Raw genomic sequence first — 27000 nt, 5'->3', positions numbered from 1 at the left:
CCTCAGATCGTCTGGATTCCGTCCCGCTCGTTCAAAAAATGAACCGGCACGCCCGGCAGCATCCTGCCGATCCGCTCCGCCGCCAGCTCCATGCCCGGCTGCTCGCTCGCGGCGTGCCCGACGTACAGCAGCGCGATCCGGCGTCCGAGCCGGACCGCGTCCCGCACGTACTCCGGCGCCTCCCACTCCGGGCCTTCGCCCGCGAGCAGCAGCTCCGCTCCGTGCTCCTCATACAGCCGTGCGGCCAGCTCGCCGCCGCCGCGATAGCCGACCGTGACCGCAACCGTCCGGCACGGATGCGCCAGGTCGCCTGCCGCGCGCACGCCGCTTGCGCCGAGCCGGCGCTTGGCAAGCTCCGCCGCCGCGGCCGCGCTCAGCGGCTCCGGCAGCCGGATGATCGTCGCCTCCGGCAGCGTCCGGACGACGGCGTCCTCCCAGCCGAGCCGGCGCACGAGCCCTGCCGTGATGACGTCCGGCCGCAGCCGGTGCGGGCCGTCGTGCCAGCGGCAGACGGCGATGCCGCTCGCCTCGATCCGGCGGCGCTTCGCCTGCGCGGCCGCGCTGCGCGCCGTCCATGCGGCGTCCGCATGATGGCTGAAGTAGAGCCCTTCATGGACGACGAGCAGATTCGCGCCGACGTCCCCGGCCCGCTCCAGCGCGTCCAGCGATGCGGCGAACGAGACGGCGACGCCGGTCAGCGTCCGCTGCGGATCGCCGGCCAGCAGGCCGTCCGCGCCGGCTGACAGAGGCGCGCTGCCGGCTCCGGCGGCCGGCTGGCCGAGATTGCCCCGGCTGTCGGGCCCGGCGGCCGAGCCGCCTGCTGCCGGCTCGCCGAGCCGGGCTTCGTCCAGCTCTAGTTGCAGCAGCCGGCGCACGGCCTCGCCGATCGTCCATGTCATGGGCGGTCCCTCCTTGTGCTCTTCTTCAGCGCTCGACTTTCGCCGCTGCGGCGCTGCTCAGTGCCGTTTTTACCACCGAGGAGCGCGCTCGCTGCGAAGGCCCAGTCCGTAAATTCAGTCCGTAAATCCAGTCAGTAGATCCTGCGGCCCCGATCGTCCGGAATGCCGCTCTTGCGCCAGAAGTAGGTGTTGAGGACGTCGCGCCACTCGCGCGCATGCTCCGCCTGGTGGCGGAACCGCTCCAGCGTCTCGCTGTACGCCGGCTCCGGCACATGGCCGCGCAGCGACTCCCAATCGGCCAGCAGCCCCTGCGCGCGCTCCGCTCCCTCGAAGCGGGAGTCGTAGATATGCTGGATGACCGTCTTGCCCGAGCGCAGCCGATGCGTGTACGGCACATGGTGGAAAAACAGCAGCAGCTCGTCGGGCGTCGTCTCCGGCGACTCGTACAGGCGGGCGACCGGCTCGGCATACTGCGCCGCATAGCCGGTGCCGCTCGCCGAGCTGCGGTCGACGCCGATGCCGTCGCGGTCGGCGAAGTGGTACGTGCCCCACATCGAATACTCGTAGCCGTCGACGTCCGGGCCGTAGTGATGGTTCGGCTTGACCATCCAGCCGACGCCGAGCGGAGCGGTGTACGACTCGTAAATGCTCCAGGACCGCGCCAGCATGCCGCAGACGGCGTCGGCCGCCTGCGGGCGGTCGCCGAGCGTCAGCTCCGCCCACTCGCGCGCGATCTCCTCCGCGGACAGCTCCGGCTGCCAGGCGAGGCGCCCGAAGCCGTACAGGTTCGCCTGCGCGAGCAGATGCCCGGTCCAGTTGGCGTCGTCCCCGATGTTGGAGACGGCGGCGAGGCCTCCCGCCGGACGGCCGTGCAGCTCGCCGCTCGCGATCCGCTTCACGGTCGAGCCCGCGCCCTTCAGCCGGGTGTCGAAGTCGAGCGCTTCCTTCCACTGCGGCACGAGGTAGCACAGATGGCGCTGCTGGCCCGTGTACTCCTGAGCGATCTGGAATTCCACCAGCAGGTTCGTGCGCGGCACCGCCCCGATGAGCGGCGACACCGGCTCGCGGACCTGGAAGTCCATCGGGCCGTTCTTGACCTGCAGGAAGACGTTGCTGCGAAAACGGCCGTCCAGCGGCTTGAAATGATCGTACGCCGCGCGCGCCCGGTCGGTGCCGCGGTCGCGCCAGTCCTGGCGGCAGTCGTAGACGAAGCAGCGCCAGACGACCCGGCCGCCATGCGGCGCGAGCGCGTCCGCCAGCATGTTGGCGCCGTCCGCATGGTCGCGCCCGTAGGTGAACGGACCCGGCCGGAACTCGGAGTCGGCCTTGACGAGGAAGCCGCCGAAGTCCGGGATGTGCCGGTAAATGCGGTCCGCCGCCTCGCGCCACCAGCTCCGCACGCCCTCGTCGAGCGGATCGGCCGTCTCCAGGCCGCCGCCCTCGACCGGCGCGGCATAATTGACGCTCAAGTACAGGGAGATGCCCCAGCCGCGCAGGATGCCGGCCACGGCAGCCACGCTCGGCAGATCCTCCTCGCCGATGAAGCGCGTCTCGCGGGCATGCACGTTGACGTTGTTGATCGACAGCGCGTTGATGCCGGCGGAGGCGAGCAGGCGGGCGTAGTCGCGGATGCGCGTGCGGTCCGGCACGAACTCCCCGTCCCGGTAAAAGATCGAGCGGCCCGCATAGCCGCGCTCGACGCTGCCGTCGGCGTTGTCCCACTGGTTGACCATGCGCAGCGCGTTGGCCGGCCGCTCGGCGATGTCGAGCCCGGCGAGCGGCGCGCCGGAGCGCAGCAGGCGGCGCAGGTGGAACGCGCCGTACAGCACGCCGGCCGGGCCGGAGCCGGCGACGACGAGCAGGCCGCCGCGCTCGACGAGCCGGTAGCTCTCGCCTGCCGGATCATCCGGCAGGCCGTCCGCAGCATCGGCCGCCTCGGCGCAGCCGGCCGGCGTGCCGAGCACGATGCCGCGTCCGCCCTCGGGCGGCAGTACCGACTGCGGCTCGCGGCCGGTCAGGCCGATCGCCGCGGCGCGCAGCTCCGCCAGCGCGGCACGGATCGGCGCCGCCTCCTCGGGAGCATGGAGATACGCCATGCGATCCAGCGCCTGCCGCCGGGCTTCGCCGCTCGCCGGCGGCGCTCCGAGCCAGGCGTCGTAGCCGCTGCCCGGCTCAGCCTGCGCGGCTTGCCGCATCGCGCTCGCCTCCTTCCGCCGCGAGCGCGCGGCTGCCGCTCTCGCGCAGCCACAGGATCGCGGTCACGCCGCGCGGATAATATTTGCTGCCGATGATCTCGCCGGCGAGAATCTGGTCGCTCCACGCCCAGTACGACAGCTCCGGATGCTTGAGCCAGGCGGCGTGGGCCGCGTCGGCCGCCGCCCCCTGCTCCTCCCACGGGAGGCCGAGAATCTCGCGGGCGATGAACTGGCAGAGGTAGATCTTGCTCAGCCAGGAGTTGTCGCTCGTCGACGACAGCTTCCAGCCGCCGTCCGGGAACAGGCAGGTCCCTTCCTGCAGCACCGTCGCCAGATGCGTCCGAAGCGCCGCCAGGTAGACGGAGAAGCGTCCGTTCGGATCGAGGGCGTCCCGCGCTCCTGTGAAGTACGGGAATACCAATCCCTCGATCGCCGGGATGATGCGCGAGTCGTTGTTTTCGCCGATGACGGCGGGGATGTAGCCGCGATCGTTCAGCTGCGCCGCGATCGTCGCCGCCGCGCGATCCGCCTGGGCGCCCGCCTCGGCCGCGAGGCCGGCGAGCCCTTCGGCGGCGAGGCGCTTCTCGAGCGCCACGTACACCGCCCAGCATTTGCCCGCCATATAGATGTTGTTGCGCGACTGGCCGAGCGACACGTCGAGGCTGTCGTACGTCGTAATCTCCGCTCCGCCGTCGGTGCGCGAGCTGTCCAGGCCCATCAGCCCGTTCCGCTGCGCCGGGTCCGGATGGTCGCGGCGCAGCATGCTTTCTAATCCGTCCTGCAGCACCGGCAGCGCGCGCTCCAGGAACTCGCGGTCTCCCGTCTGCTCCAGGTAGACGAGGGCGCAGCAGAGCCAGTTGACGAGCTCCTCGTGGCTCATGTAGGAGAAGCAGCCGTCGATGCCCGCCAGCTCGTAGGCCGAGCGGCCCGGCGGCGAGAATACGTTGGCAACGCCCATGTCATGGGTGAAGGCGATGCCGCCCGGATGCTCCTCGGCGTCGCCGGGGAAGCGCACCGTATCCCGGTAGCTGTAGCGCTTGACGAACCAGTCGAGCTCGTTGCGCACCGTCCACGGGTTCAGCTCCAGCTCGAAGAACAACTGGTCCGCCGTCAGGTCGAGCGTGTTCATCATCCGGTACTCGCCCTCGTTGACGATCCACATCGGCTCGCCGTCCACGTCGAGCAGCTGCGTGCTGCCGTAGTAGCTGTGGATCGCGTGGTCCAGCATGAACCGCTGGTCCGCCGACAAGCCGTCCCCGCTCCAGCGCGCCTCGGCGGCGCGGCAGGAGGCGGCGAGCTCCTCGTAATGCTCCAGCGCGTAAGCCGCGACGTCCTCGATGCGGCCGAACCAGCGCGTATACAAATAGGAAGCGTCCAGTCCCGACGTCGCGATGCCGCCGCGGTAGAAGCAGACCGTGAAGCGGAACGTGCACCGCTCGCCCGCCGGCGTGTCGAGCAGCAGCGCGCCCGTGCCGCCGAGCCCGAACGTCAGATGCTGCTCGTGGCGCGCGGTCAGGATGCTCTCCATCGAGAAGCCGAAGCCGGTGCGCACGCCCGGAGCATGCGGCGCCGCGATGGCCGTGATGCGTCCCTGCCCGACGCCGGAGAAGCCGTCTCCCTCGACGGGGCGCATCGCGCTGTACGGGTCGTTGCCCTCATAGCCGAAAAACGCCGGGCGCGGGATGCTGCCCGCCGTATTGTCCACCGTCAGCTCGGCGAATACGGCCGGCACGAGCGCCGCCTTCAGCTCCTCCTCCGAGGCCGCCGCCGGATCCGGCACCGGTCGGACCGGCGACAGGATGCGGAACGTCAGGTCGCCCGCCTCCCAGACGTCCTGCCCTGCGGTCAGGCTGCGGCGGATGCCGTCGAAGTCGAACGGCTGCAGCAGGGACGGGCCGCCTCCGCCCTTCTTCTCGACGTCGTAACGCGCCGCCTCGTCACCGAGCGCGCCGTAGAACGGCAGCGCCTCATAGCGCGAGCCGTCGCGCGACTGGAGGCCGATGTAGACGTTCTGGTCGGCCGGCCGGCCGAGCTCGAGGCCGAGTCCTCCTTTGGCGCCGGGATAGCCGAGCGTGAAGCTGGCGAAAGCTCCGATCGGAGCGTGATGAGCATTGTAGAACCGGTTGTCGGACAAGCGGTACAGCCCCTTCCTTGAAAGCGATTACATTTATCCTAACACGGCATGGATAGGGCGGAAATGGTCAAATCCGGCGACTATTTACCCAAATCAAGCCAAGTCGTATACTGAAATAAAAGGGCTGCGGCCCAAGGAAGGATGACACGCCAATGGCTGACGCCGCTGCGGCTCCTGGCGGAGGAGCCGTCCTGTCCGAGACGATGTTCGCGGATGTGAAGACGACGCTGAACCTGTTTGGCATCCACCGGCGCGAGGTGCGCGGGGACTGGTCCTATCCGCCGCATCAGCATCCCCAGTACGAGATCAACTTCCTGCTCGCGGGCAGCCAGATCATGACGGTCGGCGGGCGCGAGCTCGTCCAGTCGCCCGGCGACCTGCTGCTCATCCGTCCGGGCGAGCTGCACAGCAGCCGCAGCGGCGACGGCCTGCCGTTCGACTATTTCTGCCTGCACTTCGACCTCGATGACCGGCTGTTCCTGCCGCTGCTCGGGCGGCTCGACCAGACGCTGTTCCGCGCGGAGAGCGAGCTGGCCCGCAAGGCGAGCCCGGTGCTGCGCAAGATGCTCGAGCCCGGCCAGGGCGGCGGCCCCGGCTCGGTCGCCGCGCGGATGCGGCTGCAGGCGGCCGCGTTCGAGCTGTTCGCGATGCTGTGGGACGCGATCACGGCCGAATCGCTGCTGCTCCCCCGCCCCTCGCACGCCAAGGAGGAGCTGGCGCAGGAGATCGCCGCCCGGCTGCAGAGCGCCGCCAGCCTGAACTTCCGCCACGCCGGCGGCCGCAGCGGAGCGGCCGCAGCTGGCGCCTCGGGGGCGGCCAGGGCCGGCGCCGGGAGCAGCGGGGAGGACGGCGAGGAGGACGGCGCGGGCGGCCACGGCCAGGGCGGCCTGGGGCGGATCGCCGCCGAGCTCGGCATCAGCGCCTCGCATTGCGGACGCGTGTTCCGCGAGGTGTACGGCCAGTCGCCGCGGGCGTACTGGTCCTCGCTCGTGCTGCATGAATCCAAGCAGCTGCTCGCGGATTCCCGGCATTCGATCCAGATGATCTCCTCGGTGCTGGGCTATCGCGACATCGCCCATTTCAGCCGCCAGTTCAAGCGCTGGACCGGCCTCTCCCCGTCCGCCTATCGCCGGCTTCATCTGCATAGTTCCGACAGCGGCGGCACAGACTAACTCCCGAATAGCACTTTCTGCCAAGGGAGGTTCTGCCATGCCGGCATTGCTCGCCAGCCTTCATAAGTGGACCGTCGACGAGCCGGCTCGCTCCTTGAACAAGGAGCTGGCGCTCCTGTTCGCCGATGCCCACGACTATATATGCGTCAAGATCGGCGAGGACGGCGGCCGGGAAGTATGCCTGTGCTACCTGTCCACGCTCGCCTCGCCCGCCAAGCTCCGCTTCGTCGTCTCCGAGGAGGCGGGCACGCTGGAATCGCGGCTCAGCCAATACGAAGGCACCGCGCTCCAGGAAGCCCAGGCGGACAGCGCCGAGCACGCCATCTGCCTCGGCATGGCGGTGCTCTGCATGGAGGGCTCCTCGCATGGCCTCGTGCTCAACCTGCATAAAGTGCAGCAGCGCAGCCTCAGCTCGCCGTTCACCGAGAACGTGCTGCAAGGCCCGCTGTATGCTTTCAACGAGAACCTGGAGGTCAATACGGCGCTCGTGCGCCAGCGATTCCGCAGCTCGAAGCTCAAGTGCCTGATCTCGGATATCGGCACGGCCACCCGCACCAAGGCGGCCATCATGTATGCCGAGGACAAGGTCAATCCGGACTGCCTGCAGCGTGTCCAGGACGCGCTGGACGGACTGGACGTGCAGAGCGTGCAGGACACCGGCGAGCTGCTCCGGCTGATCGACACGAAGCGCTGGGCGAGGCTGTTTCCAAAGGCGATTTTGACCGAGCGTCCCGACCGCGTCAGCAACGACCTGCTCCGCGGCAAGATCGTGATCCTGCTCGACGGCATGCCGTTCGCGCTGCTGCTGCCTGCGGTCTACACCGATTTCTGGCATTCGCCCGAGGACAGCTATGTCAATCCGTTCGTCTCGGTGTTCCTCAACGCGCTGCGCTTCCTGGCGATGTTCTGCAACCTGACGCTGCCCGCGCTCTACATCGCCCTCACCTCGATCAACGTCGACGTCAACCGGCTGGAGATCAGCCTCGCCGCAGCCGCCAGCCGGGAGGGCGTCCCGTATCCGGTGTTCATCGAGACGATGCTCATGCTCATCATCATCGACTTCATCACGGAGGCGGGCACCCGGCTGCCCAAGGCGATCAGCGCCACCGTCACGATGGTCGGCGGCGTCGTGCTCGGCCAGGCGATCATCCAGGCCAATATCGTGAGCAACCTGCTCGTCATCATCGTGGCGGCGACCGCGATCACGAACTTCATCGTCATCGACTATCAGATGGGGCTCGTGCATCGCATCCTGAAATATTTCGTCTGCATCGGCGCCTCCGTCGCCGGCCTGCTCGGCATCGTCTTCTGCCTCGTCTGCCTCGTCTTCTACCTCAGCTGCCTGGAGTCGTTCGGCACGCCTTATTTGACGACGATGCTGAAGAAGAAAGGCGGGGGAGCATGACGAAGCAGCCTCGACGGTCCGCTTACGCCTACTTCTGCCTGTTCAGCCTCTATTTCGGAGCGGCGGGCGGCTTCCTGTATCCGAGCCTGGTCATCAACAGCACCGATGGAGCACTGTGGCTCCCGATCCTGCTATGGGCCTGCGCATCCGCCGCCAGCTGCCTGCTCTACGTCCGTCTGCTCCGCGGGCTGAAGGGCCAGCCGCTCTTGCCGTTCGCGCGCGGCCTGCTCGGGCCCGTACCCGCGTGGCTGCTCGTGTTCCCCTTGCTTCTGTTCGCTTCCGGAGCGGTCATCGTCATGCTCCGCTCGTTTTCCGAGCTGGTCACGATGACGCTGCTGCCGACAACGCCGATCCCCTTTCTCGACGGCATGATCGTGCCGGCGGCGCTGCTGGCCGCGGCCGGCCTGCCGCCGATCTTCCGCGCGGCAAGGCTGCTGTTCCTGCTCGCCTACGCCATCCTGCTGTTCCTGCTGCTCGTCGGCTTCATCAACACGCATCTGTACTACGGCGGGCCTTGGCTGAGGGCGGATCCGGCCTTTCTGCTGAGCGGGGACTTCTACGGAGGCTCCTTCCTGTGGATGGGCTTCGCGTTCGTCGCGCTCTGCGGCAGCTATGATGCGGAAGACAGCCGGGCGTTCCGAAAGGGCTATCTGCTGGCGCTCGGCGTGGGCACGGCTCTCGTGCTGGCGTTCGTCTACTTGCCCGTCCTGACGTTCGGGCGGGAGCTGAGCTCGAACCTGACGTTTCCGTTCGTGACCAAGATGGACTCCGTCTATCAGTATTGGATCGTGTTCGAAAATCTGACGTCGATCTTCCTGTCGGCGACGATGTTCTGCCTCCTGGTCGTCATGGCGCTCAAGCTGCGTACGATCGGGAGCGTCGCTCACGGGCTGTGGCCGAAGCTGCCCATGAGCAAGCTCGTCCTGGCGGCAAGCGCGGCCGTCTTCGCCGTGGCGACGTGGATTCCGGAATGGCGCGTCATCGAGAGCTGGCTGTTCAACAGCCTGGTCATCCGGCTGTATGTGATGTTCGCCTTTCCACTGCTGCTGCTTGCCGCAGGCAAAAGGAAGAATGCGAAGGAGGAGTCCAGATGAAGCCGAAAAAGCCGGCCGCCTCGCCGGCGTCGGAACGGCGCCGGGAGCAGGCGCAAGGACGGAAGGAGCAGGGACGGGCGAAGGCGCTGGCGCGGCTGCGGACGGCATGGAGCGGAACAGCGGCGCTGCTGCTCCTGCTGGCAGCCGGCGGCTGCTGGGACTCCAAGGATGTTGACAACCGCTTCCTCGTCGGGGCGATGGGGCTGGACGTGAAGTCGCCCGAGCGGCTGGAGGTGTGGTTCCGAGTCCCGGTGACGAGCACGACGGGCGGCGGCCACAAGAGCACCTTCTTCTCCATCAGCCAGGAAGGGAGCACCGTCATGGACGCGGTCAACAGGGTGCAGTACAGGCTGCCCAAGGCGATCGACGTCTCCTCGACGCGCGCCTTGTTTATGGACGAGCAAAGCGCCCAGTACGGCCTGCTCCCTTACCTTGAGTTCGCGGTGAGAGAGCGGACGGTGCCGCTCGATGCGGTCGTGGCCGTCGTCGACGGCGGCATGAAGCGCGTCTTCGAAAGTCCGAATCCGGCAGGCGAACTGTCCGGCATCTACACGAAGCTTTATTTCGAGCCGTATGCCGGAGGCATCCCGCGCAAAAACAAGACGATGCTGTGGGAGGTGTACGCGAAACTGCACAACCCGATGCACGCCAACCTCATCCCGGTGATCCGCCAGGAGAAGAAAAACTTCGTCCAGATCGGCAACGCCATGTTCCGGGGCGACCATATGGCAGGCAGGCTGACGATGGACGAGTCGCTGCTGTACGAGATGATGACCAAGCGTCTGACCGATTCCGAGATCGTGCTCATGAGCCGCTCCGACCTCAACATCGTCCATAACAAGACCCGTGTCCGGAGCCGGCTCGCAGGCGGCAAGCCCCGCGTCGAAGCGGAGATCTCGCTGTCGGTCTCCCTGCTCGACAAATCGCATTCCAAGCGGCGCAGCGAGGACGAAATCAAGGAGGAGCTCGCCGAGCAGCTCGAGCAGCTGAGCAAAGGCTTGATCTCCAAAACCCAGAAAGCGGGGTCCGACATCTTCGGCTTCGGCAACCGGTTCCGCGACCGCATCGAGCCGGATCAGTGGCCGGACCTGTACCGGCAGGGCGACATCCGCTGCACGTTCAAGATCAAGATGCGCAATACGGGACTGGAGTTTCTGCGGGCCTGACGCTTCGCCCCGGGCTAGGGCTCATTCGATAAAGATCACGGGCTTGCGCGCAGCGTCCAGGCGGGCCAGCAGCTTGAGCAGGGCGCTTTCCGACAGCGCGACGCAGCCTGCGGTCGGCTGGTCCGCTCCACGCCACAGATGGAGAAAAATCGCGCTGCCCTTGCCGGGCACGACCGGCTGCTCGTTGTAGCCGATGACGACCGCGTAGCGGTACAGCGGCTGACGCAGCCGCTCGAACGAGGCCCATTCCGCCTTCGGCCCCGTTTCCGAGCGGATCCAGCGGTTGTAGTCGGGCGAGGCCGGGTCGTCGACCCAGAAGTCCGAGCCGTCCGTCTTTGTGTAGGGGAGGCGCAGCCCGGGCGGCTTGCCGGCGGAGCCGAACGCTTTTCCGAGCGGATAGAGGCCGGACGGCGTGCGGCCGTCTCCTTCCTTCATCTTGCCGATGCCGCTTCTCCCGACGACCGCCGGCGCCTTGCCGAGCGTGCGGAGCCACTTGCCGTCCTGCCTTTCATAAAAGGAGAAGGAGGCCCGGAACGAGTCCGGCCCCGCCGCGTCGATGACGACGACCTGGCTGGAGCCCTGCTTCTCGGCCTGCGCCTTCCACCCTGCGGACGCCGCCGCTTGCGCCGTCCCTCCGCCCGCCAGCAGCCCGGCCAGCATGATCGCCAGCGCGCGTCCGGCTCCGCCGTTTCCTGTTCGCTTCATGCGCCTCGCTCCTCTGCTCCTCTTTTCCTCTTCGTACCCGGATCCAAAGGTTCCCCAAACGCGGCCGCGCCATCCCTCGGCAGCCGTCGGAGCCTTTGCGGCAGCATAATCGGGAGGGATGGCGCGGGCTTTTTTTTCGCCGGACATTCCGATAGACTGATCGAGATGGCCTTGCAGCGAAGCCTGCGCAGGTCGAAGCCAGAGAGGAGCCTTTCGATGACTACGTTCGACAACCCGCCTTCTTTCGAGGGCATCGCTTCCGAAAAATGGGATCTCCACAAAGGCAAGGACATCCTGCCGATGTGGGTCGCCGACATGGACTACGCCGCGCCGCCGAGCGTGCTGGACGCGCTCGCGCGGAGGATCGGCAGAGGCGTGCTCGGCTATACGAGCGTCACGCCCGAGTACAAGCAGGCTGTCGCCGGCTGGATGTCCCGCCGCCACGGCTGGCAGGCGCAGCCGGAATGGGTGCGCTTCTGCCCCGGCGTCGTCGTCTCGCTGTCCGTCATCGTCCGCGCCTGCACGCAGCCCGGGGATGCCGTCGTCATCCAGCCTCCCGTCTACCCGCCGTTCCGCTCCGTCGTCGAGGACAACGGACGCGAGCTCGTGCTCAACCCGCTGCTGCGCGGGGACGACGGCCGTTACGAGGTGAACTTCGCCGAGCTGGAGGAGCAGCTTGCCGAGGAGCGCGTCAAGCTGCTGATCCTGTGCTCCCCGCATAATCCCGTCGGGCGCGTTTGGTCGCGTGAGGAGCTGCTGCGGCTCGCCGAGCTGTGCGCGCGCCACGGCGTGCTCGTCGCTTCCGACGAGATCCATGCGGACCTCGCATACGAGCGGTTCGTGCCGTTCGCCTCGATCTCGGAGGAGGCGGCCGCGCTGGCGCTCCTCTGCACGTCGCCGAGCAAGACGTTCAACATCGCGGGCATGAATACGTCCAACATGATCATTCCGAATCCGCAGCTGCGCGCGGCCGTCACCGCCGAGCTGAAGCGAGGCGCGCTCGCCTCGCTGTCCGCGCTCGGACACGCGGCCGTCCTTGGAGCCTACAACGGCGGCGAGGAGTGGCTCAAGGAGGCGCTCGCGTACATCCGCGGCAACCAGCAGTACCTCGCCCAGGAGCTTCGCCGCTCCGCGCCCGAGATTTCCGCCTCCGTGCCGGAGGGGACGTACCTGCTCTGGCTCGACTGCCGCGGCCTCGGCCTCGCGGAGCCGGAGCTGCACCGCTTCTTCCTCGAAAAGGCCCGGATCCAGCTCAGCCCCGGCTCCTCGTTCGGCGAGGGCGGCTCCGGCTTCATGCGGCTCAATGCCGCCTGCAGCCGGGCGACGGCCGAGGAGGCGGCGCGCCGCATCGCCGCCGCCGTGCAGGAGCTGCGCGCCTCGCGCTAGCGGAGGCGGGCCAGGCGGCGGAGCGCTCTGGAGGCGGGGCGACGGCCGTATTGTACCATCGGCATGAGCGGTCCGCTGGCCGCTCTTCCGTCGGCAGGACGGTCCGGGTGCCGCTCTTCCGTTGGCAGGAGCGGCTCTGGCCGCCGCTCTTCCTTTTCGCGCGGCAGATGCCTCCGGCCGGCTGGAAGACGCTGCGTCGAAAGGCTTGCCTGCGGGTATGAATACGGGAGCCGAGCGCCCGAAAACGACTTGGCGGCGACTGTCACAGCCTCGCCATAATCCGGCGAGAATGCCCCTTGCGTCCCCTGATGACGGATGGTAAGATAAAGCCATCAAGACATTGTGATTAATTTCACAACATCTCTGACACCGACGATTCTGCTTCTTTCGCTCTTCGGTCCGTCCCGACGCGAAGGCTCTCCCTCTCTCAAGAGTCCCAGGGAAGCAGGATCGTCTCCCTTTCGCCCAACATTGTGATTAATTTCACATAATGAGCGAAGCGCAGCTCCTGCAAGCAGCGGCGGCAGCAAGAAGCAAGCCGCAAGAAGCAAGCCACGCGATCGACCTACATCCCTCAAGGAGGAATACCTTTATGAAAATCGCCGTCATCGGATGCACGCACGCCGGAACCGCCGCCGTCAAAGCCATCGCGGCCGAGCATCCCGAAGCCCGCATCACCGTCTATGAGCGCAACGACAACATCTCGTTCCTGTCGTGCGGCATCGCCCTGCATGTCGGCGGCGTCGTCAAGGACCCCGAGGGACTGTTCTACAGCAGCCCCGAGCAGCTCGCCCGCCTCGGCGTCGACACGCGGATGCGCCATGAGGTGCTGCGGATCGATACGGCCGCCAAGACGCTCCGCGTCCGCAGCCTGGAGACGAACGAGGAGTTCGAGGACAGCTACGACAAGCTCGTCGTGACGACCGGCTCGTGGCCCGTCGTTCCGGACATGGAAGGCATCCGGCTGGACAACGTGCAGCTGTGCAAAAACTTTTTCCACGCCAAAGAGATCATCGCCCGCGCCGGAGCGGCCCGCAAGGTCGCCGTCATCGGCGCCGGCTACATCGGCATTGAGCTGGCGGAGGCGTTCAGCGATCTCGGCAAGGAGGTGACGCTGCTCGACAACATGGACCGCGTCATGGCCAAGTACCTGGACGCCGAGTTCACCGACGCCGCCGAGGAAGCGCTCGCCGGCCGCGGCATCCGCACGGCGCTCGGCGAGAGGGTGAGCCGCTTCGAGGGCCGGGACGGCCGCGTCGCCAAGGTCGTCACCGACAAGGGCGAGCACGAAGCCGACCTCGTCGTGCTGTGCATCGGCTTCCGCCCCGGCACCGAGCTCGTGAAGGGCCAGCTCGACATGCTGGACAACGGAGCGCTGCTCGTCGACGAGTACATGCGCACGAGCGATCCCGACGTGCTCGCCGCCGGCGACAGCTGCGCGGTGCGCTACAACCCGACCGGCCAGCAGGCGTACATCCCGCTCGCGACGAATGCCGTGCGCATGGGCACGCTCGCCGGACGGAACCTCGTCGAGCCGAAGGTCAAGTACCGCGGCACGCAGGGCACGTCGGCGATCAAGCTGTTCGACCTGAACATCGCCTCGACCGGCATGACCGAGGCCGCGGCCGAGGCGGCCGGCCTCGACGCCGCAGCCGTGACGCTGCGCGAGTCGCATCGCCCGGACTTCATGCCGGATGCCGAGGAGGCGCTGCTCAAGCTCGTGTACGAGCGGGGGACGGGACGCCTGCTCGGCGCCCAGATCCTGTCGAGGGCCGATCTGACCCAGGCCGCCAACACGCTGTCGGTATGCATCCACAACCGCATGACGACCGAGGATCTGGCCTATGTGGACTTCTTCTTCCAGCCGCACTACAACCACCCGTGGAACCTGCTCAACCAGGCCGGCCTCGCGGCCGAAAAGCAGCGCGCCGAGGCGCTTCGCCGGCAAGCGGCGGAGGAGCAGGCCGGGGCGGAGCAGGCCGCAGCGAAGGAGCAGGCTGCAGCGGAGCCGAAGCCGGAGCGCCGCGCGAGCGCCTGACGGACTTGCGGCGCTTCATTCCTCGCCGCTGTGCTCCGGGCGTGGACCGGATGCCGTGAAATCGATCTCCTTCCAGCCGAGCGCCAGTGCCGGCGAATCCGCAGCGGCCCCGGAGGATGCCGGACTTGCCGTGCTCCAGCGAGAATCGCCGTCTCTTCCGCCTCCCTGCGGATCGGGCGCCAGCCCTTCGCCATCCGCTTCAAGCTTTCATTAAAGGACGCATTCCGATGCGTCCTTTTTTGCTCGCCGGCGGCGGCGGTCCAAAACGAAACGCCCTGCTTGGACCCAGGATCGGAAAGAGCGGAAATACAAGTTGTGCAAACGCTTGCCAAAGTGCGGGACTTGCCTTTATAATGATCCCAGAAGTCAAAGGCAATGCTACCCCAGCCATCCGGGTACAACCTCGCGCGGCCGCCGCCTGGTTGTGCCTTTTCTATTTCTGACGCGCTCTCCGCGCGGCTGCCGCGCCGACTCCATATCCGATGAGGAGGAATCACCATGAATCTCGAAGCGATCTACCACCGCCCGCGCGGAAACTGGGCCTACGCCTACGACAAGGCGACGCTGCACATCCGGCTGCGCACCAAGAAGGACGACCTGGACGAGGTCGTCCTCATCCACGGCGACAAGTACGCCTGGGAGCGCACGCTCGAAAAGACGTTCATGGCCAAGCTGCCCTCCGACGAGCGGTTCGACTACTGGCAGGCGGCCGTGCAGCCTTCGCTGCGCCGCATGAAGTACGGGTTCGAGCTGCGCTCCGCGGGCGAGACGCTTTATTTCGAGGAGAAGGGCTTCCGCGAGGACGAGCCGTCCGATCCGGACAAGATGTTCGACTTCCCGTACCTGAACGGCGCCGACGTCTTCTCCCCGCCGGACTGGGTCAAGGAAGCGGTGTTCTACCAGATCTTCCCGGAGCGCTTCGCGAACGGCGATCCATCCAACGATCCCGAGGGCGTGGAGCCTTGGGGCGGCAAGCCGACTCCGAAAAACTTCTTCGGCGGCGACCTGCAGGGCGTCATCGACCATCTCGACCATTTGCAGGAGCTCGGCGTGAACGCGATCTATTTCAACCCGCTGTTCCAGGCGACGACCAACCACAAGTACGACACGTCCGACTACATGAAGGTCGACGCCCACTTCGGCGACAACGCGCTGCTGAAGCGTCTCGTCGACGCCTGCCACGAGCGCGGCATCCGGGTCATGCTCGACGCCGTGTTCAACCATAGCGGCAAGGAGTTCGAGCCGTTCCGCGACGTGCGCGAAAAAGGGAAGGACTCCAAGTACGCCGACTGGTTCCATGTGATGGAATGGCCGATCCAGGTGAAGGACGGGCGGCCGACGTATGAGACGTTCGCCTTCGAGCCGCTCATGCCGAAGCTCAATACGGAGAATCCGGAGGTCAAGGACTACCTGCTCGGCGTCGCCCGCTACTGGATCGAGGAAATGGGCATCGACGGCTGGCGCCTGGACGTCGCCAACGAGGTCGACATGGCGTTCTGGCGGGAGTTCCGCCGGACGGTCAAGGACGTCAACCCCGACGCCTATATCCTCGGCGAGATGTTCCACGACGCGCTGCCATGGCTCGGCGGCGACCAGTTCGACGCGGTCATGAACTATCCGTTCACCCATCTGGTCATCGACTACGCGGGCAAGGGCATCATCGGCGCCGACCGCTTCGCGGACAAGATCGGCGAGCTGATGGCGAGCTATCCCGACTCGGCCAACGAGGTCGCCTTCAACCTGCTCGGCAGCCACGACACCGAGCGCCTGCTGACGCTGTGCGGCGGCGACAAGGAGCGCATGAAGCTGGCGACGCTGCTGCAGTTCGTCTTCCCCGGCGCGCCATGCGTCTATTATGGAGACGAGATCGGCCTTGACGGCGCGGGCGACCCGGACTGCCGCAAGTGCATGGAGTGGGACGAGAGCAAGCAGGACCGGGAGCTGCTGGGCTTCTTCCAGCGGGTCATCTCCCTCCGCAAGGAGCATCGGGCGCTGCGCACCGGCAAGCTCGGCTTCCTGCACGCGGCCGAGGGCGGGAGCCTGCTCGTGCTCGAGCGCAAGGACGAGCAGGAGCATTTCCTGATCGCGGTCAATCCGGGCGCGAAAGCGGCTTCCGTGCAGCTCGACGTCCATCAGGCGGCGTGGAGCGACCTGCTCGGCGGCGGCGAGCTGCGGGCGAAAGGCGGCAAGCTGAGCGTCGAGCTGGCGCCAGGCGGCTTCCTGCTGCTGCGCGCGGCTTCCGCGATCAGCGCCGGCGGCTTCCCTTCCGGCCGCTAGAGCGGGGACAGCCGGGACGGCTGTGCCGGCGGCCGGCTCGCGGGCCCCGGGTCCGCGAAGCGCGGGCTTGAGGGCGCCGGGTTCGGGTCGGCCTCGGGCTCGCGGGCGCAGGTGCGGGTCGGCCTCGGGCTCGCGGGCGCAGGTTCGGGTCGGCCTCGGGCTCGCGGGCGCAGGTGCGGGTCGGCCTCGGGCTCGCGGGCGCAGGTGCGGGTCGGACACGGGCTCGCGGACCGCAGGTTCGGGTCGGACACGGGCTCGCGGACCGCAGGTTCGGGTCGGACACGGGCTCGCGGACGAAAGGCTGCTGCCCGATGCTTGAAGCATCGGCGCAGCGGCCTTCTTTTCGTCTCGAACGGCCGGCGGCCGATCAAGCCGAATGGCGGTCTGCGCGCAAGCGCAGCGACAGCAGCGACAGCCATCCGAATGCGAGCAGGCCGGCCGCCCCCATGGCGACGCCGATCCAGCTGCCCGGGCTGGAGCCGGCGGCGATCAGGATCGGAGCGAGGAGTCCTGTCGCGATGCTGTAGGCTTTCCAGCCGCGCTCTCCGGTCCGCCCGAAGCGGCGGGCCAGCACGAAGCACGCCGCGACGAGCGCCAGGAAGGCCGCGAAGAAGGCGCCGGAATGGACGGCGGCGGAAACGCTCATCGTCGCCGGCATGCCTGCCGGAGCGCCGGGAGGGAAGCTCATGCCCGGGTCGGGCCGGAACAGCCCCGCGCAGGCCATGCCGATGCCGTAGACGGCGATGAGCAGCGGGCCTGCCACGCTTCCCGCGCCGCCGCGCAGCGCCTGGCGGATGCCGATGGAGCCGAGCAGCGCCAAGCATCCGGCCGCGACGAAGGCGGCGCTCTGGATCCATCCGAGCTCCCCCAGCGTCAGCGTGCTGATGGCGTGCTTGCGGATGTCGAATCCTTCCCGGACGAGCATCAGGACGATCGCCACGGCGAAAAACAGCGGCGCGGACATCGCGCCGGCGAGCAGCAGCCCCCCTCCTTTCGGGGCGGCTTCCAAGCTTCGGCCGAGGCCGGGCTCCAAGCGATTTTCCCGGCTTCCTCTAAGGGTATTCGTCGATCCGGCTTCCACGCTTGCTTTCCGTCTATCGATTCGTTGCATGCTCCTTCATCCTCTCTCGGTCTGTTTGGCCTTCTGACTGGACGACGAAGGAGCGAGGAGGAAATCGACACCCGGCAAAAAAAGAGATTCGGCTTGCTCCGAAGCGGCGTGACGAATTCGCGGGTGCAGGCGTGCCTGCTTCCGTCTGTTAGGACCGCCTGCAAGGCCGTCCGCAAGGATCGCCTGCAAGGCCGTCTGCAAGGACCGCCTGCAAGGACCGTCTGCAAGGACCGCCTGCAAGGACCGTCTGCAAGGACCGCCTGCAAGGACCGCCTGCAAGGACCGCCTGCAAGGACCGCCTGCAAGGACCGCCTGCAAGGCCGTCTGCAAGGCCTCCTGCAAGGCCGTCTGCAAGGCCTCCTGCAAGGCCGTCTGCAAGGACCGCCTGCAAGGCCATCTGCAAGGCCTCCTGCAAGACTTGCGTCCGCAGGACCCGCCTCCCCGCTCCGCTTGAGCAGAGCCAGCCTGTGGAAGCGATTACCGCACCTGGTCCCCGGCCTCGACAGCAGTCCTTCGCAGAACGCCCGGGAGCCGCGCCGCCGTCTTGCTTTTGTTTGCAGCGAAGCTTACAATTTTCATAGTTTCCATCAGGCGCCCCCAGCCTGCCATCCGCATAAGCAGAGGACTGTAACCGATGAACGTAACGATAATCGATGTCGCCAAAAAAGCCGGCGTCTCTCCCTCGACCGTCTCGCGCGTCATCTCCGGCAGCACGCGCATCAGCGCCGCTACGACGGAGAAGGTGAAGGCCGTAATGGAAGAGCTCGGCTATCATCCGAACTTGATGGCCAAAAACCTCGTTTCACGCACGACGATGACGATCGGCCTGCTGCTCCCGCGCAACGCCGACGAGGCCTTTCTCGATATTTTCTTCTCCGACGTCACCCGCGGCATCCTGAGCCAGGCGACACGGGCCGGCTACGACCTCCTGCTGAAGACGGGCCGTTCCGAGCAGGAAGAGCTGGAAGCGGTAACACGTCTGGCCAAGGGCCGGCGGGTGGACGGCATCATCCTGCTTCAGTCGCGGCGCGACGATACGGTCATCCGCTATTTGCAGCAGGAGAAGTTTCCGTTCGTGCTCATCGGGCGCGACCCAGAGCGGCCGGACATCCTGACCGTCGACAACGACAACGTGCAGGGCGCCTACGACGTGACGCGGCACCTGTTGGAGCTGGGTCATCGCCGCATCGGCTACGCCAGCGGCCCGCTCGACCTCGTCGTCTCCGCCGACCGCTACGAGGGCTACCGCAAGGCGCTGGACGAGTCGGGCATCCAGCCCGATCCGAGCTGGCTCGTCAGCGCCGATCGGATCCGCGCCGACAGCACGGCCGCCGTGCGGGCTCTGATGGAACGGCCGGAGCGGCCGACCGCGCTCGTCGTCATGGACGACCTGCTCGCGTTCACCTTGCTCGGCACGCTCTCCGAGCTCGGCTACAGCGTGCCGGGCGACATGGCCGTCTTCGGCTTCAACGACAATCCGATGTCGCCGGTCAGCACGCCGCCGATCAGCTCCGTCGACATCGGCGTCTACCAGCTCGGCCTGCAGGCGGCCGGACTGCTGCTGAAGTCGATCAAGGGCGAGGCGATCGAGCAGCGGCGGGTCATCGTGCCGCATCGGCTCATCCCGCGCGAATCCTCGCAGCCTTCGCGGAGCTGAGCGGAGCGCATCGGCTGCGGGCGGAGCGGCAGCGGATCGCCAGCGCCAGCGGGCGAAGCAAAGCGGTTCGGCGGCGCCAGTGGGCCGAGCGGAGCCGTCGACAGCGGCTGCGGGCGGAGTTGAGCGAATCGCTAGTGGCGGAGCAAAGATGAGCGGATCGCCAGCGCCAGCGAGGCGGAGCAAAGCGGTTCGGCGGCGCCAGCGGGCCGAGCGGAGCCGTCGACAGCGCCAGCGAGGCGGAGCAAAGCGGTTCGGCGGCGCCAGCGGGCCGAGCGGAGCCGTCGACAGCGGGCCGAGCGGAGCACCAACGGCAGCGCCAGCGGGCAGAGCGAATCGCCAGCGACGACAGGCGGAGCGGAGCACCAACGGCAGCGGGCAGAGCTGAGCGGAGCCGTTCGACAGCGCCAGCGGCGGCGGGCCATCGAGGAGCCAACGGCAGCGCCAGCGGGCGAGCGGATCGCGTTCGAGCGCCGCGTTCCTTTTTGGAAGCGCGGCACTAGGCCTGGAGGCTTTTGTCCCCTGCTCCTGCTTGACGGAATATGATACACTAGACTGATCTGTCCCCTGGCGGGGCAGGTCTTCTTTTATTTCTTGGAGCGAGACACTTCCCCGGCTTCCCACGATCCGAAAGCCCGCTGGAAAAACGATGCTCGGCTGGAGGGTATTCATCATGCTTCGCCACGAACCCGCGCTGCGCGGGAAGCTGCTGCTGTTCCTTACGATTCTCGGTCCGATCGTCATCACCCAGGTGAGCTACACCGCGATGAGCGTGCTCGACACGATGATGTCCGGACGCGCCGGCACGAACGACCTCGCTGGAGTCGCCGTCGGCTCCAGCCTGTTCATGCCGATCATGACGGGGATGAACGCCATCCTGCTGGCGGTGACGCCGATCATCGGCCAGATGATCGGCCGCGGCGAGAAGGACGGGATCTCCCGTCCGGTCGTGCAGGCGCTTTACTTGTCGCTGCTCATGTCGCTGATCATCCTGATCGGCGGCTCGCTGGCCGTCGAGCCCGCGCTGTCGCTGATGGGGCTCGACGACGAGGTGCACCGCATCGCCAAGCAGTATTTAGGCGGCCTCGCCATCGGCTTCATTCCTCTCTTCGGCAGCTATGTGCTGCGGTATTTCTGGGAAGCCCAGGGCTATACCCGCATGACGATGGCGCTGCTGCTCGCGTCGCTGCCGCTGAACGCCCTGCTCAACTACGGCCTCATCTTCGGCGAGCTCGGCATGCCGCGCCTCGGCGGCGTCGGCTCCGGCTACGCGACCGGCATTACGTACTGGTTCATCTTCGGCGTCTCGGTCTGGCTGACGTTCCGCACGGAGGCGCTGCGCCCCCATCGGCTGTTCCGGCGCTGGTACGCGCCGTCCTGGCGCAGCTGGAAGGAGCTGCTCGGCATCGGCGTTCCGATGGGGCTGTCGACGTTTTTCGAGGCGAGCATCTTCGCCGTCGTGACGCTGCTCATGGGCGGAATGTTCAGCACGACGTATATCGCCGCCCACCAGGCGACGCTCAACTTCTCGTCGCTGCTGTTCATGGTGCCGCTGAGCATCAGCATGGCGCTGACGATCCTCGTCGCCTACGAGGCCGGCGCGGGACGCGCTCGCCATGCGCGGCAGTACGCCCTGCTCGGCGTGACGACGGCGGTCGGACTGATGGTGACGGCGGCCGCAGCCCTCTACTTTATCCGCCCGGCCATCGCCTCGTTCTATACGAACGACCCCGAGGTCGCCTCGCTGATGGTGACGTTCCTGCTGTTCGCGCTCGTCTTCCAGCTGTCCGACTCCTCACAGGCGGCGCTGCAAGGAGCGCTGCGCGGCTACAAGGACGTCAAGGTGCCGTTCATCGTCGCCTTCGTCTCCTACTGGCTGATCGGCATCCCGCTCGGCTATGCGCTTGCCGCCTGGACCGGCCTCGGTCCCTACGGCTTCTGGGTCGGCATCACCGCCGGCCTGACGTTCGCGACGATCGGCTTCGCGATCCGGCTGTGGATCGTGCAGCGCCCGATGGCGCTGCGGCCGGCCGGGGCAGCCGCAGGCGACTCCGCAGAAAAGGAAAGCTGACGCGAGGAGGCTGGCCGGCCGGCGGGCTGCACCGCAGACGGGCCGGCGGGCCGGATCCAAGGCATATTTCTGCCTTGGTTCGCCCGGCTCCCGGCCGGCCCGCCGGATCCAAGGCACATTTCTGCCTTGGTTCGCCCGGCTCCCGGCCGGCGGGCCGGATCCAAGGCACAATTCTGCCTTGGTTGGCCCGGCTCCCGGCCGGCGGGCCGGTTCCAAGGCACATGTCTGCCTTGGTTGGCCCGGTTCCCGGCCGACGGGCCGGATCCAAGGCATATTTCTGCCTTGGTTCGCCCGGTTCCCGGCCGGCAAGCCGGATCCAAGGCACATTTCTGCCTTGGTTCGCCCGGCTCCCGGCCGGCGGGCCGGATCCAAGGCACATTTCTGCCTTGGTTCGCCCGGTTCCCGGTCGACGGACCGGATCCAAGGCATATTTCTGCCTTGGTTGGCCCGGTTCCCGGCCGGCGGGCCGGATCCAAGGCATATTTCTGCCTTGGTTGGCCCTGTTCCCGGCCGGCATGCCGAATCCAAGGCATATTTCTGCCTTGGTTGGCCCGGTTCTCGGCCGGCGTCTACTCCTCCCGGTAGATCGCCAAGGCGGTTCGCTAGAACATCCTATTCATGCAGCTGTCTCGGCAAAATCTTGTCGCTCATGCGGTCCACAGCCGCATTCACGACACAAACGAGACGGCTTTCGGGGATGTCCTCGGACAAATCCATGGGCAGGGCAAGCGGGTCCATGGTATGTTGGATGCACACAAAGATCTTCCATTCTGGCCGATGTCGGGGTGGTACCTGCATCTTATCAGAGGTGTTTAACCCATTTAAAAGAGGGTGTCCCTAAGCCAAGGCTTTCGGGACACCCTCTTTTTCGTTCAGGCCAAGCTCCCTCCCGCTCACCGGACAGGCGGATGCCCGTCGCCGGAAGCCGCTGCGTCCGCGGCAGCGCCTCTCTCGCCCGCGGACCCGTCTGCGCCTCTCTCCGGCGCAGACGCGGCAACGCCTCTCTCGGACGCGCCCGAGCCCGCAGACCCATCAACGCCTCTCTCGCCCGCGGACCCGGCAGCGCCTCTGTCGCCCGCGGACCCGGCGGCGCCTCTCTCGCGCGCGCCGCCATGCCGAAGCGCGGCGGCGCATCCGACAAGCGAGATCAGCGCGCATGCCGCATACATCGTCGAGTAGGAAGAAGCCTGCACGAGCCATCCCATCCCGAGGCCGCCGAGCGAGAAGCCGAGGTCGTAGGAGCTGAGGAACAGGCCCAGAAGCACGTACTTGGACGGACCGGGCAGCGCGAACGAGAGATAGGTGACGAGCGTTGGGTACAGGAGGGCCATGGCCAGCCCGCCGAACAGGGCGGAGACATAGACCCAGCCGCCGAGCGAGCCGGACAGCGCCAGCATCGCGAAGCCTGCGGCCGCGCACAGCATGAGCCCCGAGACGAGCGGCCCGCTCCAGCTTCCGTCGGACGGAATGCGCTTGCGCAGCACGAAGCGGCAAGCGACGACGACCGCCCCCTGCAGCATCAGATACAGTCCGGCGTGCCCGCTGCCGTCTTTCATCATCGACAGCGGCAGGAACGTCGCCGTCGCTCCGAATCCAAAGGACGCGCACAGCATGACCGCCATGCTGGCCTGCAGCGGCCGGCTGCCGCGGACCTGCCGCAGCGAGCGCCCGAGGTCGAGCAGCGTATACGAGCGGTCCGCCGCTCCGCGGCGCGCCAGCGGCGCTCCGAGTCCGAGCAGCAGCGGCAGCAGGGCGAGCGCCAGCAGGACGGCCGCGAGCAGCAGCCGGTCCCCGTTCTGCCACAGCTCCACGGCCACGATCGGCCCGATGAGCGAGGGCACCATCGTGGACAGCGTATACAGGGACAGTCCCTGCGCCCGGTCGCGCTCCTCGAGTCCTTCGACGATGCCGGTCTGCATCGTCATCGAGAAGAAAGCCGTCACCGCGCCCTGGACGATCCGCAGCCCTGTGAACTGCTCCGCGCCGGCGACCGCGTACAGCGCCAACGAGACGGCATGGGCCGCCAGCAGCCAGCGCATGACCGCAAGCGGGCCATGCCGGCCGATCAGCTGTCCGGCCAGCGGCCGCAGCAGCATGCACGTCAGCATATAGCTCCCCATCATGAGCCCGATCTCCGCCTCGCCGAAGCCTTCCTGCGAGCTGAGCAGCGGCAGCATCACTGTCAGCACCGAGTTGGCGGAGAAGAACAGGAACGCGAGCCCGTACAGGCGCAGGAAGCCCGGCGATGAAGGATGAAGGCGGCCCGCGCTCACGTAAACGCCTCCTCGCCGTGGACCGCCGATACGAGCTGCCTCGTGTAGGGATGGCGGCCCGCGAGACGGATGTCCCGCACCGGGAACTCGTCGACGGCCAGGCCGTCCTTCATGACGAGCAGCCGATCGCTGATCGAAGCGGCTGCGGCGATGTCATGGGAGATGAATAGGATCGACATCCCGAGCTCCCGCTGCAGCTGCTTCAGCAGCCGCAGCACCTTCTTCTGCAGCGTCACGTCCAGGCTGGACGTCGGCTCGTCGCAGACGAGCAGCGACGGACCGATGGCGATGCCGCGCGCGATCGCCGCCCGCTGCCGCTGCCCCCCGCTCAGCTCCTGCGGATAGCGATCCGCATAGCCGGAATCGAGGCCGGCCTGCTCCAGCAGCAGCGCCGCCAGCTCTTTGCGCGAGCCCGCCCGGCCCGCGCCGAACGGCGGCTCCGCATCCGGAAAGCAGTCGAGCGGCTCGATGACCGAGCGCCAGATCGGCAGCCTTTCGTTGAAGGCGGAGGCCGGGTCCTGGAAGACCGCCTGGACATGCCGGCGCATCTGGCGCAGCTTCTCTCCCTTCAGTCCCGTGAGCGGAACGCCGTTCAGCACGATCTCGCCGCTGTCGGGCTTGTCCAAGGCGAGCAGCAGGCGCGCGACCGTGCTTTTGCCGCTGCCGCTCTCCCCGACGACGCCGAGGCATTCGCCCGGCGCGATCGACAAGGATACGCCTCGCAGCGCCTGCACGGAGCTGCGGCCCGAGCGGTACGTCTTGACCAGCGAAGCCGCTTCAACAATGGGCTTCATGGACATGGCCTCCTTCGTGGCGGTGCAGCGCGTCATCGAGCGACGGACAAGCCGCCAGCAGCTCCTGCGTATAGGGATGGCTCGCGGAAGTCCGGAGGACGTCGCACGGCCCCTCCTCCACGAGCCGCCCCTTCCTCATGACCGCAGCCCGGTCGGCCCAGTCGAGCACCAGGTTCAGATCATGGGAAATGAGCAGGATGCCGCATCCGGTCTGGCGCTGGATGTCAAGCATCAGCTGCATGACGCTGCGGCCCGACACGATGTCGAGCGCCGTCGTCGGCTCGTCCGCGATCAGCAGCTCCGGCCGCAGCAGCAGCACGCACGCGAGCGCGGCGCGCTGCAGCTGGCCCCCGCTCAGCTGGAACGAATAGCTGGCATAGGCGCGCTCGGCGGGCAGGCCGACCTGCTCCAGGCTATCCAGCGCCATTTGCTTCGCTTCCTTCCTCTTCATCGGGCGGGCGGTCCGCAGCGCCTCGGCCAGCTGGCTGCCGACCGTATGGTACGGCGAGAAGCTGCCGCGGTAATCCTGGAACACGCAGCCGATCCGGGCTCCCAGCCCTTTTCTCCTCTCCTTGCGGGACAGCCCGGCGAGATCCGTTCCTTGGAAGCGGACAGTGCCGGCCGTCACGCGCAGCGGAGCCGGGAGCAGGCCGAGGATCGCGCTCGCCGTCAGGCTCTTGCCGCTGCCGCTTTCGCCGACAAGGGCAAGCCGTTCTCCGGGAGCGATCTCAAGATCGATTCCCTTCACGAGGTTTTCCCGTCCGTCGCCGATGCATAGTCCGGCCAGCGAGACGATTGGAGCCGCTGCTTCCGTCATCGAAGGACCTCCTTTCCGAATATCGTTGGTCCAGCCTGGACCGCAGTCCCTCGCCCATCAGATTGAAGGCGATGACGACCAGCATGATTGCCAGCCCCGGATAGACCATCAGCTGCGGAGCCGTCTGGAAATACGCCCGGCCGTCGTTCAGCATCGCTCCCCACTCCGGGGAGGGCGGCTGCGCGCCGAGGCCGAGAAACGACAGCGAGGAGACGACCAGAATCGTCTTGCCGATGTCGAGCGCGGCGTAGACGAGCACCGGCGACAGCACGGACGGCAGCAGATGGCGCCGCAGCAGCGCCGCCGGCTTGCAGCCGGAGACGATTGCCGCCGCGACGTAGTCCTTTTCCCGCTCGGACAGCACGACGCCCCGGACGATCCGCGCGTAGCCGATCCAGTTGATGGCGACGATCGCCACGATCAGATGGACCTGGCTCGGCCCCAGGAAGCCGGAGATCGCGATGACGAGCAGGAAATCCGGCAGCGTGCTCAGTCCGTCCACGATGCGCATGAGGAAGGCGTCGACGCGCCCGCCGGCATAGCCGGCGAGCAGGCCGAGCGGCACGCCGATGAGGAGGACTGCGACGATGACCAGTCCCGCCAGTCCGAGCGTCGTCTGCGCGCCGACGAGCAGCCGCGACAGCAGGCAGCGCCCCAGGGCGTCCGTGCCGAGCGGATAGGTCCAGCTGGACGGCAGCAGCCGCAGGTCCATGCGGACGGTCAGCGGGTCGTGAGGGGCGAGAGCCGATCCGAAAAAGGCCAGGACGGCCAGCACCGCCCCGACCGCCAGTCCCGCGATCCCCCATGGACGGCTGGCCAGCCTGCGGAGCGCGGCCGCTCCGATGCTTATGACCGCTTTCATCGCCGTCCCCCCTTGCCGCTCAGCCGCACCCGCGGATCGATCCAGCCGTACAGCAGGTCGACCGCCAGATTCACGAGCACGATCAGCGCGCCCGACAGGAACAGGAAGCCCTGCACGAGCGGATAGTCGCGCTGAAAGATCGCCTCCACGGCCATCAGCCCGATGCCGGGCCAGGAGAACAGCGTCTCGACGACGACGGATCCCGCGAGCAGGCTGCCCAGCGTCATCCCGAATACGGTGAGCACCGGAGCAATCGCGCCGCGAAGCGCATACTTGCCATAAATGGTGCTCTCCCGGATGCCGCGCGCACGGGCGGCGCGGATGTACGGCTGGGAGAGGCTGGCGAGCATGCCGCTCCGCAGCAGGCTCGCATGGACGGCCGACAGGCCGAAGCCGAGCGTGACGGAGGGCAGGATCAGCTGCCGCCAGTCCTCTCCTCTTCCCATGAAGGGCAGCCATTGGAGCCGGTAGGCGAACAGATAGATGAGCAGCAGCCCGATCCAGAAGACCGGAATCGACGCGCCGAGCAGCGAGAACGCCCGTCCGGCATGATCCGGCAGCCTTCCTGGAAAGCGGGCGGCGAGCAGGCCGGCCGGCACGGCCAGGGCGAGCATGAACGCCATGCCTCCGAGAGCCAGCTCGACCGTCGCCGGCAGCTTTTCCACATACAGCTCCAGCACCGGCCGATGGCGCATGAGGGAGTCTCCGAAATCCAGCCGGGCCACGCGGGCCAGCCACTGCCCGTACTGGACGAGCATCGGCTTGTCCAGCCCGAGGGACTCGCGCAGCGCCTGCTCGTCCGCCATCGTCGTCTTGACCTCATCCGCCTTCAGCAGCGCGAATACCGGATCGCCGGGCGCCAGCTTCATCAGGCCGAAGATGAGGATGGACATGAAGAACAGGACGAGGAGCAGCTGCAGCAGCCTGGCCCGTACCAGAGCCAGCAT

General features: G+C 67.3%; 19 protein-coding genes. 9 read left to right on the top strand and 10 right to left on the bottom strand.

Annotated elements, in window-relative coordinates; all coding sequences use genetic code 11:
- Positions 1-2: 2 nt before the first annotated feature.
- The 3 genes from NYE40_RS06445 to NYE40_RS06435 all read right to left on the bottom strand — a co-directional run bounded on the left by NYE40_RS06445 (position 3) and on the right by NYE40_RS06435 (position 5228).
- Positions 3-899 (bottom strand): Nif3-like dinuclear metal center hexameric protein, encoded by an 897-nt coding sequence (locus tag NYE40_RS06445; RefSeq protein WP_339279598.1) that lies wholly within the window; start codon positions 897-899, stop codon positions 3-5.
- 131 nt (positions 900-1030) lie between these two features.
- Positions 1031-3094 carry an alpha-glucuronidase family glycosyl hydrolase gene (locus tag NYE40_RS06440; protein ID WP_339279597.1) on the bottom strand — a complete coding sequence of 688 codons (2064 nt, stop codon included), beginning with the start codon at positions 3092-3094 and terminating at the stop codon, positions 1031-1033.
- Entirely contained in the window at positions 3072-5228 is a 2157-nt protein-coding gene (locus NYE40_RS06435) for a glycoside hydrolase family 52 protein (RefSeq protein ID WP_339279595.1), read from the bottom strand. The genes NYE40_RS06440 and NYE40_RS06435 overlap by 23 nt, the downstream gene beginning before the upstream one ends.
- A 152-nt stretch (positions 5229-5380) precedes the next feature.
- Between NYE40_RS06435 and NYE40_RS06430 the strand changes: the two genes are divergently transcribed.
- The 4 genes from NYE40_RS06430 to NYE40_RS06415 are packed head-to-tail and all read left to right on the top strand — an operon-like array spanning position 5381 to position 10065.
- Complete coding sequence (locus tag NYE40_RS06430; RefSeq protein WP_339279594.1) at positions 5381-6400, top strand: helix-turn-helix domain-containing protein; 1020 nt, start codon at positions 5381-5383, stop codon at positions 6398-6400.
- A 37-nt stretch (positions 6401-6437) separates the two neighbouring features.
- Positions 6438-7805 carry a spore germination protein gene (locus NYE40_RS06425; protein WP_339279592.1) on the top strand — a complete coding sequence of 456 codons (1368 nt, stop codon included), beginning with the start codon at positions 6438-6440 and terminating at the stop codon, positions 7803-7805.
- Positions 7802-8899 (top strand): GerAB/ArcD/ProY family transporter, encoded by a 1098-nt coding sequence (locus tag NYE40_RS06420; protein ID WP_339279590.1) that lies wholly within the window; start codon positions 7802-7804, stop codon positions 8897-8899. Before NYE40_RS06425 ends, NYE40_RS06420 begins: the two co-directional genes overlap by 4 nt.
- Positions 8896-10065: a Ger(x)C family spore germination C-terminal domain-containing protein gene (locus tag NYE40_RS06415; RefSeq protein ID WP_339279589.1), complete on the top strand. Its 1170-nt coding sequence runs from the start codon at positions 8896-8898 to the stop codon at positions 10063-10065. Before NYE40_RS06420 ends, NYE40_RS06415 begins: the two co-directional genes overlap by 4 nt.
- Positions 10066-10086: 21 nt before the next feature.
- Here the strand turns inward: NYE40_RS06415 and NYE40_RS06410 are convergent, their stop codons facing one another.
- On the bottom strand, positions 10087-10770 hold the full coding sequence (locus NYE40_RS06410; RefSeq protein ID WP_240479068.1) for a L,D-transpeptidase family protein: 684 nt from the start codon (positions 10768-10770) through the stop codon (positions 10087-10089).
- A 216-nt stretch (positions 10771-10986) separates the two neighbouring features.
- Here NYE40_RS06410 and NYE40_RS06405 point away from each other — a divergent pair, with 216 nt between their 5' ends.
- The 3 genes from NYE40_RS06405 (at position 10987) to NYE40_RS06395 (ending at position 16471) form a co-directional block, all read left to right on the top strand.
- Positions 10987-12156, top strand: coding sequence for a MalY/PatB family protein (locus tag NYE40_RS06405; RefSeq protein ID WP_028600413.1), 1170 nt, complete (start codon positions 10987-10989; stop codon positions 12154-12156).
- 592 nt (positions 12157-12748) lie between these two features.
- Entirely contained in the window at positions 12749-14194 is a 1446-nt protein-coding gene (locus NYE40_RS06400) for an FAD-dependent oxidoreductase (protein WP_028600412.1), read from the top strand.
- 498 nt (positions 14195-14692) lie between these two features.
- Positions 14693-16471, top strand: a complete 1779-nt coding sequence (locus NYE40_RS06395; protein WP_052333578.1) for an alpha-glycosidase — start codon at positions 14693-14695, stop codon at positions 16469-16471.
- Positions 16472-16838: 367 nt separating this feature from the next.
- Here NYE40_RS06395 and NYE40_RS06390 read toward each other — a convergent pair whose 3' ends face one another.
- On the bottom strand, positions 16839-17582 hold the full coding sequence (locus NYE40_RS06390; protein WP_084137558.1) for a DUF998 domain-containing protein: 744 nt from the start codon (positions 17580-17582) through the stop codon (positions 16839-16841).
- A gap of 634 nt (positions 17583-18216) precedes the next feature.
- On the opposite strand from NYE40_RS06390, the gene NYE40_RS06385 reads away from it, so the two are divergent.
- On the top strand, positions 18217-19239 hold the full coding sequence (locus tag NYE40_RS06385; protein WP_028600409.1) for a LacI family DNA-binding transcriptional regulator: 1023 nt from the start codon (positions 18217-18219) through the stop codon (positions 19237-19239).
- A 670-nt stretch (positions 19240-19909) separates the two neighbouring features.
- Entirely contained in the window at positions 19910-21307 is a 1398-nt protein-coding gene (locus NYE40_RS06380; RefSeq protein ID WP_052333596.1) for an MATE family efflux transporter, read from the top strand.
- An 893-nt stretch (positions 21308-22200) separates the two neighbouring features.
- Here NYE40_RS06380 and NYE40_RS06375 read toward each other — a convergent pair.
- The 5 genes from NYE40_RS06375 to nikB are packed head-to-tail and all read right to left on the bottom strand — an operon-like array spanning position 22201 to position 27000.
- Positions 22201-23580, bottom strand: a complete 1380-nt coding sequence (locus tag NYE40_RS06375) for an MFS transporter (protein WP_339279584.1) — start codon at positions 23578-23580, stop codon at positions 22201-22203.
- Positions 23577-24374: a dipeptide/oligopeptide/nickel ABC transporter ATP-binding protein gene (locus tag NYE40_RS06370; RefSeq protein WP_339279582.1), complete on the bottom strand. Its 798-nt coding sequence runs from the start codon at positions 24372-24374 to the stop codon at positions 23577-23579. Before NYE40_RS06370 ends, NYE40_RS06375 begins: the two co-directional genes overlap by 4 nt.
- A complete protein-coding gene (locus NYE40_RS06365; RefSeq protein WP_052333576.1) occupies positions 24358-25191 on the bottom strand; it encodes an ABC transporter ATP-binding protein in 834 nt (277 codons plus the stop codon). Before NYE40_RS06365 ends, NYE40_RS06370 begins: the two co-directional genes overlap by 17 nt.
- Positions 25103-26053, bottom strand: a complete 951-nt coding sequence (nikC, locus tag NYE40_RS06360; protein WP_084137557.1) for a nickel transporter permease — start codon at positions 26051-26053, stop codon at positions 25103-25105. The genes NYE40_RS06365 and nikC overlap by 89 nt, the downstream gene beginning before the upstream one ends.
- Positions 26050-27000, bottom strand: a complete 951-nt coding sequence (nikB, locus tag NYE40_RS06355) for a nickel ABC transporter permease (RefSeq protein WP_028600407.1) — start codon at positions 26998-27000, stop codon at positions 26050-26052. The genes nikC and nikB overlap by 4 nt, the downstream gene beginning before the upstream one ends.

Source organism: Paenibacillus sp. FSL W8-1187 (assembly GCF_037965485.1).
GTDB lineage: Bacteria > Bacillota > Bacilli > Paenibacillales > Paenibacillaceae > Paenibacillus_O > Paenibacillus_O pasadenensis.
The sequence above is the reverse complement of the archived record's forward strand: the minus strand, read 5'-3'. Positions and strand labels throughout refer to the sequence as shown.

What these genes read in the sequence shown, in the direction of transcription:
- NYE40_RS06425 (WP_339279592.1), top strand. Translation starts at nt 6,438, where the DNA reads ATGCCGGCATTGCTCGCCAGCCTTCATAAGTGGACCGTCGACGAGCCG.
- NYE40_RS06385 (WP_028600409.1), top strand. Translation starts at nt 18,217, where the DNA reads ATGAACGTAACGATAATCGATGTCGCCAAAAAAGCCGGCGTCTCTCCC.
- NYE40_RS06390 (WP_084137558.1), bottom strand. Translation starts at nt 17,582, where the DNA reads ATGCAACGAATCGATAGACGGAAAGCAAGCGTGGAAGCCGGATCGACG.
- NYE40_RS06415 (WP_339279589.1), top strand. Translation starts at nt 8,896, where the DNA reads ATGAAGCCGAAAAAGCCGGCCGCCTCGCCGGCGTCGGAACGGCGCCGG.
- NYE40_RS06380 (WP_052333596.1), top strand. Translation starts at nt 19,910, where the DNA reads ATGCTTCGCCACGAACCCGCGCTGCGCGGGAAGCTGCTGCTGTTCCTT.
- NYE40_RS06410 (WP_240479068.1), bottom strand. Translation starts at nt 10,770, where the DNA reads ATGAAGCGAACAGGAAACGGCGGAGCCGGACGCGCGCTGGCGATCATG.
- nikB (WP_028600407.1), bottom strand. Translation starts at nt 27,000, where the DNA reads ATGCTGGCTCTGGTACGGGCCAGGCTGCTGCAGCTGCTCCTCGTCCTG.
- NYE40_RS06395 (WP_052333578.1), top strand. Translation starts at nt 14,693, where the DNA reads ATGAATCTCGAAGCGATCTACCACCGCCCGCGCGGAAACTGGGCCTAC.
- NYE40_RS06405 (WP_028600413.1), top strand. Translation starts at nt 10,987, where the DNA reads ATGACTACGTTCGACAACCCGCCTTCTTTCGAGGGCATCGCTTCCGAA.
- NYE40_RS06365 (WP_052333576.1), bottom strand. Translation starts at nt 25,191, where the DNA reads ATGACGGAAGCAGCGGCTCCAATCGTCTCGCTGGCCGGACTATGCATC.
- NYE40_RS06400 (WP_028600412.1), top strand. Translation starts at nt 12,749, where the DNA reads ATGAAAATCGCCGTCATCGGATGCACGCACGCCGGAACCGCCGCCGTC.
- NYE40_RS06430 (WP_339279594.1), top strand. Translation starts at nt 5,381, where the DNA reads ATGGCTGACGCCGCTGCGGCTCCTGGCGGAGGAGCCGTCCTGTCCGAG.
- NYE40_RS06445 (WP_339279598.1), bottom strand. Translation starts at nt 899, where the DNA reads ATGACATGGACGATCGGCGAGGCCGTGCGCCGGCTGCTGCAACTAGAG.
- NYE40_RS06420 (WP_339279590.1), top strand. Translation starts at nt 7,802, where the DNA reads ATGACGAAGCAGCCTCGACGGTCCGCTTACGCCTACTTCTGCCTGTTC.
- NYE40_RS06440 (WP_339279597.1), bottom strand. Translation starts at nt 3,094, where the DNA reads ATGCGGCAAGCCGCGCAGGCTGAGCCGGGCAGCGGCTACGACGCCTGG.
- NYE40_RS06370 (WP_339279582.1), bottom strand. Translation starts at nt 24,374, where the DNA reads ATGAAGCCCATTGTTGAAGCGGCTTCGCTGGTCAAGACGTACCGCTCG.
- nikC (WP_084137557.1), bottom strand. Translation starts at nt 26,053, where the DNA reads ATGAAAGCGGTCATAAGCATCGGAGCGGCCGCGCTCCGCAGGCTGGCC.